Below are 17808 nucleotides of genomic sequence, written 5' to 3'. Positions count from 1 at the left end.
TGACGTTTCTAAATTAACTAAACCATAAAATTCAACTATTCTATTTTTTCTAAATTATTCAAACTTGTTTTTAAGTTTGTCTTTTTTTATACGTTTTGATTGATTTTTGTTTCACACTTTCCATCAATAAATAAAACAGTATAAGGCTGTTCACTAATAAAATCATAGAATGATTCTTCAGAAGAATACTTCTGTTGGAAAAAGCCTATTCCAAAATCACCACAAACTATAATTATATCCCCTTCTTTAAGTACAGGATCTATCTGCTCAAGCCATTTAAATTGATTTCCATGTATATCACCTGTTATATAAATCATGTTCTTCACCTCCATATCATTATATATGAAAAAAAGCCATCAATGAAGATGGCCTTTAGAATTCTACAGGTTCATATTCCTGTAGTTTTGCGAGATATCCTAGCTTTGATAAAGCTTCCTGTATTTCATCAAGTCTCTCATCTGTTTCAGCACAGATAGTATGATAATGATATCCACTTGTCACTGTCATTAAAGAGATAGATTTCCCACATTTTAAATTATCTAGATATTTCTTTACATCTAAACGTGATGCGATATTAAGAGGTGCATGTACAATATGATAAGCTTTATGATAGACAAAGATATCTTTTACATAGCCACCTAAATCAACTATAGTATTTAACTCTTTTTCTATATCTGCATCTGTATGCTGCATTTTAAGAACTCTTTCTACCATTGCAGACTGACGTATAATATATCCTTTATTAGTTGCTTCTATAACATGATTGTTAGCACGAAGAAGTGCGACATCATTCACAATAACCTGACGTGAAACCTGAAGACGTTTCGCAAAATTAGAAGCAGAAATCGGCGTATCACTTTCCATCAGTTCTGTAAGGATGTAGTCCCTTCTTTCTTTACCAGTCATTTAGTCTCTCCCATTAATTGCATGAAGGTTCTTTAATGATAGATCTAGAATCTTTGCAGAGTGTGTTAAAGCACCACTAGAAATGAAATCAACACCCATATCTTTAACTCTATTAATGTTTTCTGCAGTCACATTACCTGAAATTTCAATTTCAGCACGTTTATCAATATAATCAATAGACTGTTTTAATAATTCAGTACTCATATTATCTAACATGATAATATCAGCACCTGCAGCAACTGCTTCTTTCACCATATCAAATGTTTCTACTTCTACTTCAATCTTTCTTACTGATGGAGCGTAGTCTCTTGCCATCTGCACAGCTTTAGTGACGCTTCCTGCTGCACCAATATGATTATCCTTTAATAAAACACCATCTGTTAAGTTATATCTATGGTTGCTTCCTCCACCTACTTTAACAGCATACTTTTCAAAGATTCTGTTATTTGGAGTTGTCTTTCTTGTATCAAGTAACTTAATATCTGTATCTTCAAGAAGATCTGCCACCTTACGAGTATAAGTCGCAATACCTGACATTCTCTGTAAGTAGTTAAGAGCAGTTCTTTCACCTTCAAGAAGAGTTCTCATATCACCAGTTACTTTAGCCAATAATTCACCTTTATGTACTTCATCACCATCATGAGCAAAGAAATGTACATCTACATCTTCATCTAATAATTTGAATGTTCTTTCAAAAATCTGAAGGCCAGCAATAATACCATTTTCTTTACAAATTAATTCTACTTCACCTAACTGGGCAGTTCTCATAACACTGCATGTAGATACATCTTCACTTGTAATATCTTCACGAAGAGCTGAAAGGATTAGTGGGTCTACATTTAATTTTAAAGTAGTCTTATCAAACATACTTGGGGCCTCATACTTTCTTGTCATATCTTTTGCGGCTCTTTTAGCAAATACTAAACTTTCTAATAATGAGTTACTAGCAAGTCTATTCTTTCCATGAACACCATTACATGCTGTTTCTCCTACAGCGTATAAGTTAGGCATAGATGTTTTACTGTTTTCATTAACCTTTACACCACCCATGAAATAATGCTGGGCTGGTACAACTGGAATACATTCTTTAGTTACATCATAGCCTTTATCTAAACAGTACTGAACAATATTAGGGAAATGTTCCTTTAGTTCTTTTTCACCAATAGGTCTTAAATCTTCTAAGACATAATCAGTACCATCTTTTTCCATCTGTTTCTTAATTGCATTAGACACTACATCTCTAGGTAATAATTCATTAACGAAACGATTACCATTCTTATCATATAATAATGCACCTTCACCTCTGACACTTTCAGAAATAAGGAAACGTCTTTCATTATCTTCACTATAGAAAGTTGTTGGATGAATCTGTACATAATCTAAATGTTCTGTTTCAATATTGTATTTCTTAGCAAGATCAATGGCATCACCTGTTAAATGACGGTAGTTAGTAGAATTCTTATATTTACCACCAATACCACCAGTTGCAAGTACAACAAAGTCTGCATAGATATCATATTCTTCATCACCCTTGCGTACTTTACCACCAACACATTTACCATTCTTAACAATTAAATCAGTCAAAGTGACATATTCTTCAATAGTGATATTCTTTCTTGTTTTTACTTCTGCATAAAGCTTACTAGTGATTTCTTTACCAGTAATATCTTCATGATAAAGGATTCTGTTAGAAGAATGAGCACCTTCTCTTGTATATTTAAGGTTTCCTTCTTCATCTCTTGCAAAATCAGTACCATATGATAATAAATCATTAAGTACAGCACGAGAACTTCTGATCATTAATTCTACAGAAAGAGGATTGTTTTCATAATGTCCAGCTCTTAGTGTATCTTTGAAGAAAGCATGATAATCACTTTCATCTTTAAACATACAAATACCACCCTGAGCAAGAAAGCTATCGCTTTCTTCTACACATGATTTAGTAATCATATGAATATTAAGGTTTTCAGGTAATTTAAGGGCACAATATAATCCTGAACATCCAGTACCTACAATAAGAACATCTGTTTTTTTAGTCATTTTTAGTCATCTCCTATTTAGCAAGTTCAAGCATTCTTTCTAATGGTGCTTTAGCTTTATTCATAAATTCTTCATCTAAGAATACTTCATTCTCTCCAGTTTCTAATACATGGATAATCTTTTCTAGTGAATTCAATTTCATATTAGGACATACCTGAGTTCTTACTACATTGTAAAGCTTCTTATCAGGTGCCTGATTTAGGATTGTGGCATAAACACCATCTACTGTACCAACAATAAATTCTTTAGCATCATTTCCAACAATATAATCAATAATACCTGATGTACTTCCAATATAATTGGCTTCTTCTAATACTTCAGGCTTACATTCAGGATGTACAGCCACTAAAGCATCTGGATGTTCCTTTTTTGCATTTAATACATCTTCTTTAGTCATGATGTGATGTCTTGGACAGAAACCATTGTTTAAAATGATATTCTTACCTTCTACCTGAGTTGCTACATAGCTTCCTAAGTTCTGATCAGGTATAAAGAAAATATTCTTGTTAGGTAACTTATTAACAATCTTTACTGCATTTGAACTAGTTACACATACATCACTATAAGTCTTTATTTCTGCAGTAGAGTTGATATAGCAAACAACAGCTAAATCATCATACTTTTCTCTCATTTCTTTAATCTTTTCTATAGTGACCATATGTGCCATTGGACAATCTGCATGTGCATCTGGCATATATACATGCTTAGTAGGATTAAGTATCTTAGCACTTTCTCCCATGAATTCTACACCTGCAAATACAATCTCATCAGCATCTGTTTCTGCTGCTTTTTTTGCAAGATAGAATGAATCTCCAATGAAATCAGCCGCTGCCTGTACATCTGCATCTACATAATAGTGAGCCAATATAACAGCATTCTTCTCTTCTTTAAGCTGCTTGATTCTATTCATCATATCCATAATTTAATCCTCTTTTTCCAACTTTTCCTAAATTAAGCGCCTATCTCTTTTTACGCTGTGCATATGCTATCATTGTTGTTGACAGATGTCAAGACACATATGTTGACATTGTAAAAGAAATATGTTCAACAAATATTACAGTATTGTTTAAATGTAATAGATTACAGTTTTTTCATCATGGAAATATGCTCTTAATGCAAAAAAAGAGATTATAACAAGTCAGTTACAATCTCTTTAGATTTTTGATTATTCATGTTCTTCATATATGCTAATCAATAGTAGTATCATAGCTTTACTTATTTGCATATATTTTCCAAATGGATTGATAACAATTCCATAAATTTCTTTCCAATCAATCACTAATTTAAGAATTGAAAGTATTGATTGGCTAATCTGGACATTTCCACTAGATCCTTTATGCATTTCATTGCTGGAAGTAAATACACCAAGCCACTCTTTACCATTCATATCTTTGACTGTTTCCATTTTAAGTTTGACATCATGATCAAGAGTAAATGTGTCACCAATGTTTATACTACTTAACTGCTCTTTTGATAAGAATGGATTCTTAGTGATATAAGGGACTACTAATTCTCCTCCCTGTTTGATTGCATTCAACAGCGTATCCATAAATAATAGCATTCCCTCTTTATCGTTGTGAACATAATATTGGTCTATTGCTTTCTCAATCATCTGATTTGTATTAGGTGAATCATCTTTTCTAACAAAACTATAAAATGCATCAACAACATCTCTCATATCTTTATTAATACGATTTCTACATTCAGATATTAATGTTTCAGATATTCCAAAATAAGATTCTGCAATACTTCCTGTAATAGCACCAAGTGTATCTGTATCTCCACCTAGAGATACTGCATTTCTTATTGCATCTTCAAAGTCTCTTGCTTCTAGAAAAGCAATGATTGCCTCAGGAACGGTTTTTTGACAAGTTTCATCCATATGAAAGTTAGGACGGATTTCATCAAGTGTTCTATTTAAATCATAATGAAATTCATTCTCAATATACTTTTTGATTTCTTCTTTTGATGAACCATTTCTTGCCATAAATATCGCACTCGCAGTCGCCTCTGCACCCTTAATACCTTCTGGATGATTATGAGTTACATTTGCAGTTGCTTTTGCGACAACTCTTGTTTTTTCAAGGGAATCATAAAGCCATCCTGCAGCTGATACTCTCATTGCAGAACCATTTCCAAAACTATTATAAGGCTCAGGACGACGTGCTGTTAACCAGTGTCTAAAATAACCTCCATATCCTTCATGAGGATATCTTCTTCCCCATGATTGCATACTTGTTATAACAGCATCCTCAATTTCTTTGACTGCTGCATTCTGCCCTACTTTAAGTAACGCCTCACATACAGCAAGAGTCATGACTGAATCATCTGTAAAATGAGATCTTCTACTAAATAATTTGAAATCCTTTGTTTTATCTCCCCTATCAAATTCAAATGGACTACCAATAATATCTCCTAAAATTGCACCATACATAATATATTCCTCCAATCTCTTTTCTTATTACACTATCAGTATAAGTAAAATAGAGAAATAAATGGTCGCTTTGAAAGCGACATTTAAAAAACGTCAATACATGAAGTACCGACGTCATTTATGCACCAAGAGTTTCATTGGTATATTTGAACAATGTGATGTTGAGTTCCATAATATCATAGTGTTTGTCTATGATTGCTTTTTGTACAATTAAATCTACTTTACTACTTGGACTAAATGCCCAATCCGCTCTAGCAAGAAGATCTTTTGATTCTTCTAGATTAAGCTGTAATGCGATACATAATGCAAATACGGTTTTCTTTTTAGGATGATAATTCTTATTGCATTGAATTTTAGAAAAAAGTTTTCTATCTAGATTGGCTCGTTTCCATACGTCTTTATTATCCAAATGCGCTTTGTCTATTAATTCAAATAATCTATCATGAAATGAAGGACCAATATTTGCGAGCTGATCTTCTAAAGAAGTATCCGATAAATGTAGAGATGGTTCTTCATGAAAAGCAGAGTTAAATAAAGAACGAAGACGAGCACTTCGTCTGTAGCTTAAAGGATACTCATTAATATGACTTTCTTTGACATAGTTTGCATCAATATAAGAATCAATCTCTCCGACAATTTGGCTGGATAATTGAAAAGAGGCTTTATCAAATACAACTAAAATGATTTCTATTTCATGTTCTGTCAAAAACTGACTGAATACAGATACTGCAATGTGCAAAGCCTTATCTTTTGGAAATTCATATACACCTGTTGAAATAAGAGGAAATGCGATACTTTGACATCCTAGTTCTATTGCTTTTTGTAGAGGTAGACGATAACATCTTTCTAGTATTTCAAGTTCATGATGATTTCCATCAATCCATATAGGTCCTACTGTATGAATAACATATTTTGCGTTGAGATGATAAGCTCCAGTGACTGCAATATCTCCTCTTTCAATAGGACCAATAGTCTTTCTTTCTGCAAGAAGTGCCTCTTTTCCTGCTGCTTCATATATTGCCAGATCTGTGCCACTTACACATTTTGGTTGTGGATTGGCTGTATTAACTATGATATCAGCTTCTACTTTTGTGATATCGTTTCTTACTATCTTAAATGCCATAAAAGTATCTCCTTATTTTCTTTACATTATAATTCATAAGATGTCTACCAATATACTTATAAGCGAATGTTTTAATGGTTGACATCTCTTGATGATGTTCTTTTAGTAACGTATCTGGACAATCATAGATACCAAAGTCATGAGTAATTCCTTCACTTTGAATATAGGTATTATTTCTATTGAAGTCAATTATAGGGTGTTTGAAGTTTTTCACTGCCATACCATAACCACAAAATGGACCAGTACATTTAGTAAATCTATTCTGAAGTTGTTTAAGATATGCTTTGTCTAAAATAAATCCTTCTAGTTCATACCATCGATTTTCAAGGTAAACTTCCACCCAGCTGTGTAATATATTCTTAGGTGCACTATGATATACAATACCTGTCATAGCTCCTTTTTGCAGTTTCTTATTAATAGTAAAGCCATGTATTCTACATGGAATATCACAGGCACGTAGCAATGCCATAAATAGAGTTCCTTTAGTATTACATTGACCATAGCCATCGGATAGTACTTTTGAAGCAGATATATAATCATCACTATTATAGCCAAATAAGATCTCATCTCTTACATAATTATAGATTGATTGTATTCTGTTAAATTCATTCATTTCTTTCCAGTGTTTATCATGAATAAGTTTTTGAATAGTAGGATGAGAATAATCTAGCATGTGTGTTTCTTTGAGATATTCCATCATTATAAAGCACCTCCATTATTATAGATTATATCATTGTACTAGGAGATTTAAAAAAGATTGTAACCTAGGAGTCACAATCTTTAGTTTCTGTAGGATTAAATATAAGTTCTTCCGCAATCGTAGTTGGTTTCACTCTCATTAAGCTATCATAGACATTTGATTTACCAAGCAAGTTTATTCCACCGTGCCATACGATTTCTTGGTCAATTACTGCAAAATAAGAATCTAAATCAGGATACACTTCTACAAATACACCATTACCATATAATAAATCTATGAGATTATTTGTATAAGGTTCATCTGTCTGTTTGGTGAATACATTGACTGAAACACCCTTTTCTTGTCTATCTTTAATTAAATCAATAAAAGATAATACTTTCTTTTCATTTAATTGAGGACTAGAGATAATGATGCTTTTATTTGTTTCATGGATATCTTGTCTAAATACTTCTAAATAATCATTATAATTGTAAATGTGATTCACATTTTGTTTATTGTCTACAATATCAGTAATCACATCAAAACCAATCTTTCTATAAGCAGATAAGCGTTTCTTATACATATTATTAAAATAATGAATATGAGAATCTACATAATCATAGACAATCGCACTTTTTTTATACTTGTAATCTCTATTGATTCTTCCTAAGAACTGATCAACTAAAGGTTCACCAGATACAGGAGAAGTTAAAAATAGTGTATCGAGTCTAGGTACATTAAATCCTTCACCAACTGATTGAGATGTCGCAACAAGTATAAAAGGTTCATCATGAGGAAGTGATAATATTGCTTTTCGTGTTTTTTCATTTTCCTTTAATGAATAATCACCATAAATAAGATACGTATGAGCTAAGACATCTTTTTTTAGTGATTCATACAATGATTTTGCATGTTCCTTATAGCGTGTCAATACAATCGGTGTTCTATTTTCTTCAATACACTTCTTGATATCAGAAATAATGGCTCTTTAATTTTTGTGGGGGTCAGACCTTCGCTCTAAATATTTGGGGGTCTTGGAAACAGCACCTTTAAATCTGTGGGGGTCACACTGCGGCTCCCACTATTTTAAGTATTTTTGTGTAATTAAAAACCTTTCGCTGTATCATTAATTTGCTCATATTAAATCAAAGCGAAAGGAGATCACAAATTGAATAATGATCTAAAAATTATTTTAGGGGATTATGAATCCTTTGTACAGTCTCATACGATTGAAATTAATGAAAAAGAAGTGATTTATTGTATCACGCTTAAGAGAACCATTATCTCCTGTCCAGAATGCAGCAGTAGAATAAATATTAAGGACTATAGAAAATGTAAAGTCATACATAACATGATAGGAAGCAAGAACACTTCTCTAATACCAAAAAGAGAGAATCTTATAAGAAAAAGAATAAATAAAACATTTAAATAGGGGTAATATGAGTGCACTAAAGGGCAGTCATTTCTGACTGCCCTTTACAAGTGGAAACCCCCAATAATTTAAAGCAAGTTTTCTATTGACCCCCCTTAAAAATTAAAGGTTCGAAATAATCATATTATTTCTATTTTCATTTTTAGAGATAAACGCATACGCCCTATTAAGATCATTTTTACTATCACCTAACGCCATTATTCTTGTGAATCGTGGATAGACATAATGATCAATAGTTTGTTTTTTTATTCTCTCTCGACTTGTATATTGATGTCTAATTGGACCTAACTGCATATAGACTTTCTTTTCCAGTCTGTCTATTCTCTTATCATTTGCGGAAACACCATAGACATATTTAGAATTAATTTGACGTAATACATTTTCAAATATATGGGAAGCCCCATGATGACATTCATCTACTATTACCATGCCATACGGTTGACTTAAACGGCTATTGCCTTCTTTATCATAAATAGAATTGACAGATACAACATCAATGATCCCTGTTAAGGTGTTCTTACTACCATGTAAAACCCCTATGAGATCTTTTCTTTGTTTCTCTTTACCTGTTTTTGTTTTATACACAGGTAGATCTTCGTTTATTTCTAAAAAGCGATGTAATTCATCTACCCATTGGTCTATTAGTGAAACACTTTGCATAATAATGAGTGTATTGACTTTTCTTTGAGATATTAAATAACTAGATACAACAGTCTTACCAAATGCAGTCGCTGCATTAAGAACACCATTATCATAGCTTAATAAATCAGATGCAGCAGTCAGCTGTTCATCTCTTAATTTTCCAGTAAATGATACATTAATAGGTTTTCCCTTTTCTCTCTTATCAACAATTTCATACTCAATATTTGATGAATGACACTTATTAAGTAGAGTTTCTAATAACCCTCTAGGGATTTTTATATAATCATCTACATCTTCGCCTAAATAGATAACTCTTGGATGATTCCAATTAGAAAATCCTAAGTTATGATTCTTATAGAATATAGGATTATCAAATGCAGATAAGCGTCTGATCTGGTTTTGGATTCGTGGCTGAAGATTAAGTGTATCCACGTAGATACCATCTGCAAGGACAATAGAGAGTTTATCTATCACATCTTCACTATGGAAGTTTTCATCCTTTTTCCATGGCTTAATTCTTTTTCGTAGATCCATTGTAAGAAGAGTTTGAGGGATTGAAAGTTCTTCTTTCCATTTATAGATATGTTCTTCTATCTCATTTTTAGATAATTGATGAACTGTTGTTAGTAATTTCCATTGATCATAGTAAGGATTCCAGTTTTCATCTACAAAAGCACTATTACCTTGTCTTAATGCCTTACCTTGAAGTGGTAATGCGACTAAATTACCTAAGCCATCGCTATGGTCCTGAGTTGGAAACATACGATCATAATATCTAAATGATTTGAGATTAATAGATTGAGCCCCCTTCTCAATTAATAGTAATCCAAATTCTCTAGCAAGAGAGGCAGGTACAAATTCCTTAAAGAGAATCCATGCATGTGCCCCATTTCCTGAACGTGAGCGTTCTATTAACACATCAATACCATTTTTATGACATATTTTTCTTATTGCATCAATTTCATCTTTCCAATCATTATTTTCACTATTATCTTCATCATGATTATCAAAATCAAATACAAGTAGTTTACATGTATCATCTTCTAGTAAAGGATATAATCCAATGACATCTGTACAATTGTCTTTATACCCTAATAAATGATCCTTGCCTACTTCTCTATCTAATGCTTTCCACTCTTTATAAGGACACTTTTGACAGGACACACCTTTTTGACTATTTTGTTTAGGACAATATTCCTTCCATCTATTAAAACACTGTGGAAAATATCCTCCCTTAGAACCTCTTAATGCATATACATCTCTTCTTCCTTGAAATAAAGTAAGAAAGTAAGCTACAAGTTTATCATAAATATAAGTATCCTTGATACATACACCCTCATTTATAGATTGGGTTGTCATATCTTCTTTTGATTCATTAAATGTAATATGAGATTTTTTTAGAAGTTCTTTTAATTCTTGATTTTCTTCTTGGAGATGTCTAACCATCCTTCTTAACGATTCTAAGTTTTGTCCTTCTAGATTCATTGTATGTCTCCTTAACTGTTATTTATTCCATTATAAAAGGAATAATGATAAAAATCACTATTCCTTCTCAATAATATTTCTTATATCGTCTAGATGATCCGCAAAATAGATACCCTTCTGTTTCTCATGCGTAGATAATCCCATTTCTATCATATGTGACATAAGTTCTTTCATACCCTTATAATAATCATTCAAATTATAGAATATGCAAGCTGCATTAAGTTGTTTCAATGAAATCTTAGACATCACTTCTGATATTTCTTCTAATGTTCCTGTACCACCTGGAAATGCAATAAAGGCATCTCCTAATTCTATCATTTTCGTTTTTCTTTCTGTCATATCTTTAGTAATGATTAACTCTGTTAAGCCATCATATTGTAGTTCTTCATCAATGAAGAACTGCGGTTCTATTCCAATAACGTTTCCACCTGCATCTAATACACTTTCCGCAATGTATCCCATTAATCCTGATTTTGATCCACCATAGATGAGTGTATGATTGTTTTCTCCAATCCATGTACCAAGTTCTTTGACTGCATCCTTTAATACTGGATCATTGCCTCTCAAGGCACCTAAATATACTGTAATATTCATATGATTCTCCTATTAAAAAACAGTGAAAATTAAGTTTCACTGTAAGTCTATTTCTATCTTAAGAAATATAGTATGTAAAGTCAATGCTTACCAGATGCCCATAACATGCTGCATGAGTAATGAAACAATAGTAATACCACACCAGCATGATGCACCTACTAATAATGGTTTACCACCTGTTTTAATTAAGTGAATGACATTACTATTTAAACCAATTGCAGCCATAGCCATAATAATAAGGAATTTAGATAATTCTTTAATAGGTAAGAAAACATTGCTGTTAACTCCCATATGAAGGCTGATTGTAGTAATAATGGCAGCTAAGACAAAGTAAAGAATAAACATAGGGAATGCTTTCTTTAAGTTGAAGTTTGAAGATTTCTGTTTTTTCTTACTTCTAATCATTGATAATCCTAAAGTGATAGGAATAATTGCAAGTGTACGTGTTAATTTGACAGTTACAGCTTTATTGAGTGTAGCACTACCTAAATGCCACATACTATCCCAAGTAGATGCTGCTGCAGTAACTGAAGATGTATCATTGATGGCAGTCCCTGCAAATATTCCAAATGCATCACCATGTAATGTATCAAAGCTGATGGCTTTACCTAGAATAGGGAAGAATAATGCAGCTAAAACATTAAAGAAGAAAATAACTGCAATAGCCTGAGCCACTTCATCATCATCGGCATCAATGACTGGTGCAGTAGCTGCAATGGCAGAACCACCACAAATAGATGAACCTACACCCACTAGAATAGATGTATTGGAAGGTACATGTAATATCTTTCTTAAAAGCCATGCAATAAGAAGTGAAGTAGAGATTGTACAAATAATAATAGGTAATGACTGCTTTCCTGTTTCAAAGATGACACCTAAATTCATACCAAAACCTAATAAGACGACAGCTGTCTGTAGGATGATCTTAGAAGTCCATTTGATCCCTGGTGCTGCTTTACCTTTTTCTTTCCAAAACATAGTAATAATCATACCTGCAAGAATTGAAATCACTGCCCCACCGATAACTGGAAATTGTTTTCCTAGTAACCATGATGGAATCGCAATAACTAAACATACAAGTATGCCATATATATTCTTTTTAATAGTTTCCATGATTTACCTGCTTTCTTTTAATGTGTGCTCATTATATCACTTGACTATAATAATATTAAATTATATATTTCTATTGAACTATAAGTAAATATTATTGATGAGGTGATGAGATGTTAGATTATCGTATTCATACTTTTTTAAAAGTATGTGAGACATTAAACTATACGCTTGCTGCAAAACAACTACATATTACTCAGCCAGCTGTATCACAGCATATTCATTATTTAGAAGAAGAATATGAAACAACACTCTTTGTATATTCAAATAAGCAGTTATCTTTAACACGTTCTGGAGAGATATTAAGAAAATATTTGATGACTATGCAGAATGATGAGCAAACAATTAAAAAAGAGATAAAGAGTCATGAAGAAATGATAGAAACATTGTCGATTGGTGTGACTATGACAATTGGTGAATATGCGATAGTGGATAAATTGGCTGATTTTATCAAACATCATCCTGAAATGAATCTGCATCTTCATTATGGAAATACGGCAGAATTATTAAAGTTATTAGATCAAGGTAAGATTCATATGGCTATTGTAGAAGGAAATTATCCAAAAGAGAAATATAGTCATAAAAAATACAGCACTGAGGACTATATTGCCGTCTGTGCTGCATCACATGAGTTTAAGAATATACCTCATACTTTACATGACCTTCTTGATGAAAGACTTCTTGTACGAGAACAAGGTTCTGGTACAAGACATATTTTACAAGAAAGTCTAAATGTACGTGGTTTGTCTATTTCTGATTTTATACATTATATACAGATAGAAAATATGCACACAATCATCAGCTTGCTTAAAAAAGATTGTGGTATTTCTTTTATGTATAAAACTGCAGTGAAAGAAGAATTGCAGAAAGGTATATTAAAAGAAATTATATTAGATGACTTTAAGCTCCAGCATAATTTTGAATTCATTTGGGAAAAAGATAGTCTATTTACTGAGAAGTATATTTCTATTAGTGAAGAATTTTTAACAATACCCTTTTGATGATTAAATGTATCAAAACGTAGTAAAATTTTTGGTGCTTGATTATAGTTTATTTTATTCTTTTTAATACTAACTTGAATACAACTATGCCGGCTTCAAATAGTTTTTCCTGGTTTTCTAACGTGAAACAGCCTTTTTCTTTACTAGATTTTACATCTTTAGCTAGTTCATTCATTAGCTGTAGCGTGGCCTATCTCTTTTTAAAGTCCTGTATATTAGGTATTGCATATCTACTATGCTCATTCAGATTTAATGTTAGGCATAGGATTCAACTCCTTTCAGCAATAATTGTTAAAACATTATTTAATTTTCCAAATCACAGTCACTGTATCTGTAACATCAATATCATCTGCTTCAATATCTATATCGTATCCAGGACTACCCATTGTTTTTTCTGCACTTGCGAATGCAAAATTCTGTATAGGTTCTGAGACAAAGTTGATTTCACCCCACGAATAGTCAATAGATACGATATCACCTAATTCGATATTTGCAGCATGAGCTAAGACTTTTGCTTTATGCTTAGAATCTTCTATCGCATTCTTCAATAATTCATCTTTATATTTTTCAGGATCACTCACTGTATATTCAATTGAAATTTCTGGTGTAATCACACTATGTGCCAAAGCATAAAGTATCTCCCCTAGTTTCTTATTATCTGCATCAAATTCTATCAACATACGATGTGTATAGGTATATCCTACAAGTCTCTTTTTCCAGCTTTGATCTTTAGCTTTATAACTCTCATATTTGGTATCAATGTCAAAACTGTTAGTTTTTAAGTCATCCTTTTGAAATCCAAAAGATACAAATAAGTCCTTCAATATCTTTGTTGTGTCACTAGATTGACTTAATGTCACTTCATATTCCTTATAGGATTCTTCCATTGTGATGTTAAGTCTAATTCTATCAGGTTTTACAGAAATCTTTCCTTTACCAGTAATTTTCATTGTTTTATCCATGGTTATGCCTCCTTTCCATTATTATATCAAAAAAGCCCCATGAATAATCATAAGGCCAATAATTCTTTTACTTTTTGAGTTGTGAGATTGTTTAGTAATAATCCTTCTTTAATGTCTGCATTTGGTGCTGATACTTTTAATTCTTGTACAGTGTTTCCAAAACCACTACTTCCTGATGTAGCGAATAGTGTAATTATCTTATTAGAGAAATCATATGCTTCTAGGAATGTATTAATAATTGTAGGTGCAACATACCACCAGATAGGAAACTAAAATGTAGCCAGTTCCCCTCATGCGTTGATTTTACTGGGTTTAACTGTATACAAAACTGTGTTTACTGTTACTATCTTTCATTCTTTTCCAAAATAGCTTTGAAGCATAGGCCACATTATTTTCATATATGACACAAAGCTCAGCTCTACTTGTGCTTCATTAAACCATCCAACCATAAAGCTATTTATCTCTTCAAATAATACTTTTGAAAGTTTCTGAATAATAATTGTGTTATCCACTTCTTCAGTATAATCTTTCGCATACATTTTACATATAGAACGCACTCCAAAATAATTATATAGCACACCTACCGTTGTTTTTAATGCTTCAATATCTCTTGGAAAATCTGTTCTATTCATCATATTCACTACTAATTGATGTCTTGAGTTTAGGTAATTCCTAACTGTACTATTACCTATTTCAACATCAACTGTAAATGAAAAATCTTGAGTTTATATACTATCTGCTCCTAACATTATCATCAATTCAACTTGTGCTGCATGATATTCTGTATAACCAGACAAAGCCATATATTTCCAAGAATCTTGCTTTGCATACATTTCCGTATCTAAAATATGCGTAAATTCATGAAACACAATATACCTTGGTATTTCCGAACTTTTGCATATCCTTAATATATGTTCATCTGTTTTCGTATTATAGTAAGCTTGGGCGGCTGAAGCGAATCCTGCTGCATCGCTTTCCTCAACATTAATTTCAAAAAAATCTATCTTATACTGTGGTAATTTCTCAATTTCCATAAACTCAATATATTCTTTTTCATATTCTTTAATTAAATTTTTAATTTGTATTTCTGTCATATTGTTTTATACCTCATATCAAAGTTAGCATTTCACTTTTAGTATACCATAAAACAATCCCATTCTCATTCTATATATTTTATCCTCAACGATGAAAAGATGTGTCTGCACACATCTCTTCCATCTTATTATTTTCAATGTTATAAGTTCTTAATAAAATTCAAATCCTGTTTCCGTAATGCCTTCTGTAACTTTTCGTTCTTTCTCTTCAGTTCCTTATTTTCTCTGCTCAGAGCTGCCACCTTCTGGTTCAACAGTTCAATCTGTTTTTCCATCGCCATGTTCAGAATTTCTCTTCTTGGATCTATCATTCCGGCCTGTTGCTCTACTGCTTGGTTCAATGTATCCCGGACGGTTGGATTTTTATAAAAGAATCCTCTCGACAATCCAGTTTTCTTCATCAGCTTTGGAACGCTGATACGTTCTTTATTTGCCAGCATATCTTGTATTGCTTGCAATGCCAGTTCAATTTTCTCTTTACTTTTTCTCTGATTTTCCTCAATCATCTTGTCGTATTTGCTCATATTCTTCACCCCATCTTGCCAGACTCATATATATGATGTCACTCATCCTCTGTCTTACTTCTCTGGTTTCGTCTGCCATTCTTTGATTGCTCATTTTCCGGTAATGCTGTACATTATTCAGTCTTTTATGCCCCAATAGTCTCGCTATCGTCCAGTCATCCAGATGCATTTCTGTAAGTTTGACGCCATAGTAGTGCCGGAACATGTGCGTTCCAAACCCGAATAATTCGCCATGATCATCTTTCAACTGCTTTTCCTGTATCATGGACATGACTTTTGTTTTTATAGCCATATACTGCATCGGGCGGTCAGGTTCTTTTTCATTAACAAATATGTATTCTGTATCACCGAACTTTTCCTGTGTATATTCAATAGAACTCTGTAACAGTTTTGCAAGTTCTTTACTGATCGGTTTTTTATATCTTTTAGTTTTAACTTGATATATTTCAATCATATCTTGGCCATTTTCTCTCGTCAGACAATCTGGTCTCAGTGTAAGGGTATCTGATATCCTAGTTCCAAGCATCTGATGTATCAGAAGACATCTTGCAATCTGTACATCCATCTGTGTAATTTCCGCATTCAGTCGTTTCATTTCATCATCAGAATACACTCTAAATTCTGCATTTACTTCCGGTGGAATATCCGTATTAATAAATAAATGCTCCAATCTTTCATAGCTGTAAATTTTTCCGATTGTCTCTAACTGTCGTCTTAATGAAATTACATAAGAACTATTCGCACTATGGGAAGTATCTTTTGTTGACAGATGTATCAAAAATTCTTCCAACACTTCTCTGTCTATTTCACTGCAGCTTTTTATTTTGGAATACTCTTTTTGGAGATATTCTGAGAATATCCTCATTATTGTCAATTCTCCCTGTACAGTTCCTATTGCTTCATACTGCAGATTCATATAAACAGCTTTCTTACATTCTTCCCTGATATCTGGCTGATATATTTTTCTGAAATCCAGTGTTTTTACATTATAAATTGGATTGGATCTGATTTTAATATCCAGATTTTTTAGTTCCCAAACATCTTTTTCTATCTCATCCCGTAAATCTTCTGGCCCTAAAAATTTCAGTACGTTTCTGAAATATAATATCGTCACTGCTTCGCCATAGCTTACTGTACCATACACACTCTTCTTTTCTTTTACAATAGTTATTCCCTGTTCTAACATCCAGCCTTTTAAAAGTGATATCCATTTTTCTGGATTTCTATCTCCAAGGCTTTTGATTCTCCGATTTATTCTGCTGTTCAAAAACTTTGCAATATGATTATAAGCTGTTCGATCCTGAATCAATGCTCTAAACGTTCCGTTTTTGCAGCGATACATAATATAACCTCGAAACTCTTCCTTTAATTCTTGCGTTGGAAGCAACGTTAAATCAAATTTTCCATTATCCTTACGTGTCCCTGTTTCTTGTAAATTGGGGAAATCGCTGAAGTATATAATATCATTTTCCATCTTTTTCCTCTTTCTTTAGCCATGATGCTAAACTACTTCCTTGCATTTCAAAGAACTCATCATTTGCTTTTGCAATCCTTTGCGGCATATAATCAATATACTGTCTTGTCATCTCTTCATAAGTATGTCCAAGATAATCCCTGATACTTTGCAGTGATACATGACTGTCATAAAACATAGTTGCTACTGTGTTAAACCGCAAACTCTACCCATAATATAAACTAATAAAACCGCAAATTAAATTAATAAACAGGTGGAAAATGTGCCTTTTATGACGGCATAATCTTCCACCTGTTTTTGTGATCTGA

20 protein-coding genes are annotated in these 17808 nt (G+C 32.5%); 2 read left to right on the top strand and 18 right to left on the bottom strand.

The features are described 5' to 3' along the window. Positions 1–86: 86 nt before the first annotated feature. The 8 genes from H8909_RS10210 to H8909_RS10175 all read right to left on the bottom strand — a co-directional run bounded on the left by H8909_RS10210 (position 87) and on the right by H8909_RS10175 (position 8140). The gene (locus H8909_RS10210) at positions 87–317 is read right to left on the bottom strand and encodes a metallophosphoesterase (protein WP_187012758.1); all 231 of its coding nucleotides are present in this window, start codon (positions 315–317) and stop codon (positions 87–89) included. A 55-nt stretch (positions 318–372) separates the two neighbouring features. Continuing rightward, the gene (locus H8909_RS10205; RefSeq protein ID WP_187012757.1) at positions 373–906 is read right to left on the bottom strand and encodes a transcription repressor NadR; all 534 of its coding nucleotides are present in this window, start codon (positions 904–906) and stop codon (positions 373–375) included. Continuing rightward, complete coding sequence (locus H8909_RS13635; protein ID WP_187012756.1) at positions 907–2946, bottom strand: L-aspartate oxidase; 2040 nt, start codon at positions 2944–2946, stop codon at positions 907–909. Between the two features lie 13 nt (positions 2947–2959). Next, a complete protein-coding gene (nadA, locus tag H8909_RS10195) occupies positions 2960–3865 on the bottom strand; it encodes a quinolinate synthase NadA (RefSeq protein WP_187012755.1) in 906 nt (301 codons plus the stop codon). 246 nt (positions 3866–4111) lie between these two features. Continuing rightward, the gene (locus H8909_RS10190) at positions 4112–5380 is read right to left on the bottom strand and encodes an ADP-ribosylglycohydrolase family protein (RefSeq protein WP_187012754.1); all 1269 of its coding nucleotides are present in this window, start codon (positions 5378–5380) and stop codon (positions 4112–4114) included. 118 nt (positions 5381–5498) lie between these two features. Continuing rightward, positions 5499–6503: a macro domain-containing protein gene (locus tag H8909_RS10185; RefSeq protein WP_187012753.1), complete on the bottom strand. Its 1005-nt coding sequence runs from the start codon at positions 6501–6503 to the stop codon at positions 5499–5501. Next, complete coding sequence (locus H8909_RS10180; protein ID WP_187012752.1) at positions 6493–7203, bottom strand: transglutaminase-like domain-containing protein; 711 nt, start codon at positions 7201–7203, stop codon at positions 6493–6495. Before H8909_RS10180 ends, H8909_RS10185 begins: the two co-directional genes overlap by 11 nt. Positions 7204–7267: 64 nt before the next feature. Next, positions 7268–8140 carry a phospholipase D-like domain-containing protein gene (locus H8909_RS10175; RefSeq protein ID WP_369409827.1) on the bottom strand — a complete coding sequence of 291 codons (873 nt, stop codon included), beginning with the start codon at positions 8138–8140 and terminating at the stop codon, positions 7268–7270. Positions 8141–8350: 210 nt separating this feature from the next. On the opposite strand from H8909_RS10175, the gene H8909_RS10170 reads away from it, so the two are divergent. Then, positions 8351–8614, top strand: coding sequence for a hypothetical protein (locus tag H8909_RS10170; RefSeq protein ID WP_187012750.1), 264 nt, complete (start codon positions 8351–8353; stop codon positions 8612–8614). Positions 8615–8716: 102 nt separating this feature from the next. Here the strand turns inward: H8909_RS10170 and H8909_RS10165 are convergent, their stop codons facing one another. The 3 genes from H8909_RS10165 to H8909_RS10155 all read right to left on the bottom strand — a co-directional run bounded on the left by H8909_RS10165 (position 8717) and on the right by H8909_RS10155 (position 12448). Then, positions 8717–10741, bottom strand: coding sequence for a TOTE conflict system archaeo-eukaryotic primase domain-containing protein (locus tag H8909_RS10165; protein ID WP_238928266.1), 2025 nt, complete (start codon positions 10739–10741; stop codon positions 8717–8719). A 57-nt stretch (positions 10742–10798) separates the two neighbouring features. Next, positions 10799–11335, bottom strand: coding sequence for an LOG family protein (locus H8909_RS10160; RefSeq protein ID WP_187012749.1), 537 nt, complete (start codon positions 11333–11335; stop codon positions 10799–10801). A gap of 87 nt (positions 11336–11422) precedes the next feature. After that, complete coding sequence (locus tag H8909_RS10155) at positions 11423–12448, bottom strand: YeiH family protein (RefSeq protein ID WP_187012748.1); 1026 nt, start codon at positions 12446–12448, stop codon at positions 11423–11425. Between the two features lie 110 nt (positions 12449–12558). Between H8909_RS10155 and H8909_RS10150 the strand changes: the two genes are divergently transcribed. Beyond that, entirely contained in the window at positions 12559–13446 is an 888-nt protein-coding gene (locus H8909_RS10150; RefSeq protein WP_187012747.1) for a LysR family transcriptional regulator, read from the top strand. A gap of 299 nt (positions 13447–13745) precedes the next feature. Here the strand turns inward: H8909_RS10150 and H8909_RS10145 are convergent, their stop codons facing one another. The 7 genes from H8909_RS10145 to H8909_RS10120 form a co-directional block, all read right to left on the bottom strand. Further along, on the bottom strand, positions 13746–14408 hold the full coding sequence (locus H8909_RS10145; RefSeq protein ID WP_187012746.1) for an SIMPL domain-containing protein: 663 nt from the start codon (positions 14406–14408) through the stop codon (positions 13746–13748). Between the two features lie 47 nt (positions 14409–14455). Next, positions 14456–14644 (bottom strand): flavodoxin, encoded by a 189-nt coding sequence (locus H8909_RS10140; RefSeq protein WP_439647249.1) that lies wholly within the window; start codon positions 14642–14644, stop codon positions 14456–14458. 114 nt (positions 14645–14758) lie between these two features. Continuing rightward, complete coding sequence (locus H8909_RS13505; protein WP_238928265.1) at positions 14759–15040, bottom strand: hypothetical protein; 282 nt, start codon at positions 15038–15040, stop codon at positions 14759–14761. Positions 15041–15133: 93 nt separating this feature from the next. After that, entirely contained in the window at positions 15134–15502 is a 369-nt protein-coding gene (locus H8909_RS13500) for a hypothetical protein (protein WP_238928264.1), read from the bottom strand. A gap of 140 nt (positions 15503–15642) precedes the next feature. Further along, a complete protein-coding gene (locus H8909_RS10130) occupies positions 15643–16026 on the bottom strand; it encodes a DUF6262 family protein (protein ID WP_015513361.1) in 384 nt (127 codons plus the stop codon). Further along, positions 16001–17500 (bottom strand): tyrosine-type recombinase/integrase, encoded by a 1500-nt coding sequence (locus H8909_RS10125; RefSeq protein WP_006426955.1) that lies wholly within the window; start codon positions 17498–17500, stop codon positions 16001–16003. Before H8909_RS10125 ends, H8909_RS10130 begins: the two co-directional genes overlap by 26 nt. Further along, on the bottom strand, positions 17490–17678 hold the full coding sequence (locus tag H8909_RS10120; RefSeq protein ID WP_202985953.1) for a hypothetical protein: 189 nt from the start codon (positions 17676–17678) through the stop codon (positions 17490–17492). Before H8909_RS10120 ends, H8909_RS10125 begins: the two co-directional genes overlap by 11 nt. Positions 17679–17808: the final 130 nt, after the last annotated feature.

Source organism: Catenibacterium faecis (genome assembly GCF_014306455.1).
Taxonomy (GTDB): Bacteria; Bacillota_I; Bacilli_A; order Erysipelotrichales; family Coprobacillaceae; genus Catenibacterium; species Catenibacterium mitsuoka_A.
Note: the sequence above shows the minus strand (reverse complement) of the source record. Positions and strands in the feature narration are given on the sequence as shown.

What these genes read in the sequence shown, in the direction of transcription:
- H8909_RS13500 (WP_238928264.1), bottom strand. Translation starts at nt 15,502, where the DNA reads ATGACAGAAATACAAATTAAAAATTTAATTAAAGAATATGAAAAAGAA.
- H8909_RS13505 (WP_238928265.1), bottom strand. Translation starts at nt 15,040, where the DNA reads ATGAATAGAACAGATTTTCCAAGAGATATTGAAGCATTAAAAACAACG.
- H8909_RS10125 (WP_006426955.1), bottom strand. Translation starts at nt 17,500, where the DNA reads ATGGAAAATGATATTATATACTTCAGCGATTTCCCCAATTTACAAGAA.
- nadA (WP_187012755.1), bottom strand. Translation starts at nt 3,865, where the DNA reads ATGGATATGATGAATAGAATCAAGCAGCTTAAAGAAGAGAAGAATGCT.
- H8909_RS10165 (WP_238928266.1), bottom strand. Translation starts at nt 10,741, where the DNA reads ATGAATCTAGAAGGACAAAACTTAGAATCGTTAAGAAGGATGGTTAGA.
- H8909_RS10160 (WP_187012749.1), bottom strand. Translation starts at nt 11,335, where the DNA reads ATGAATATTACAGTATATTTAGGTGCCTTGAGAGGCAATGATCCAGTA.
- H8909_RS10145 (WP_187012746.1), bottom strand. Translation starts at nt 14,408, where the DNA reads ATGGATAAAACAATGAAAATTACTGGTAAAGGAAAGATTTCTGTAAAA.
- H8909_RS10180 (WP_187012752.1), bottom strand. Translation starts at nt 7,203, where the DNA reads ATGATGGAATATCTCAAAGAAACACACATGCTAGATTATTCTCATCCT.
- H8909_RS13635 (WP_187012756.1), bottom strand. Translation starts at nt 2,946, where the DNA reads ATGACTAAAAAAACAGATGTTCTTATTGTAGGTACTGGATGTTCAGGA.
- H8909_RS10190 (WP_187012754.1), bottom strand. Translation starts at nt 5,380, where the DNA reads ATGTATGGTGCAATTTTAGGAGATATTATTGGTAGTCCATTTGAATTT.
- H8909_RS10155 (WP_187012748.1), bottom strand. Translation starts at nt 12,448, where the DNA reads ATGGAAACTATTAAAAAGAATATATATGGCATACTTGTATGTTTAGTT.
- H8909_RS10130 (WP_015513361.1), bottom strand. Translation starts at nt 16,026, where the DNA reads ATGAGCAAATACGACAAGATGATTGAGGAAAATCAGAGAAAAAGTAAA.
- H8909_RS10205 (WP_187012757.1), bottom strand. Translation starts at nt 906, where the DNA reads ATGACTGGTAAAGAAAGAAGGGACTACATCCTTACAGAACTGATGGAA.
- H8909_RS10150 (WP_187012747.1), top strand. Translation starts at nt 12,559, where the DNA reads ATGTTAGATTATCGTATTCATACTTTTTTAAAAGTATGTGAGACATTA.
- H8909_RS10210 (WP_187012758.1), bottom strand. Translation starts at nt 317, where the DNA reads ATGATTTATATAACAGGTGATATACATGGAAATCAATTTAAATGGCTT.
- H8909_RS10185 (WP_187012753.1), bottom strand. Translation starts at nt 6,503, where the DNA reads ATGGCATTTAAGATAGTAAGAAACGATATCACAAAAGTAGAAGCTGAT.
- H8909_RS10120 (WP_202985953.1), bottom strand. Translation starts at nt 17,678, where the DNA reads ATGTTTTATGACAGTCATGTATCACTGCAAAGTATCAGGGATTATCTT.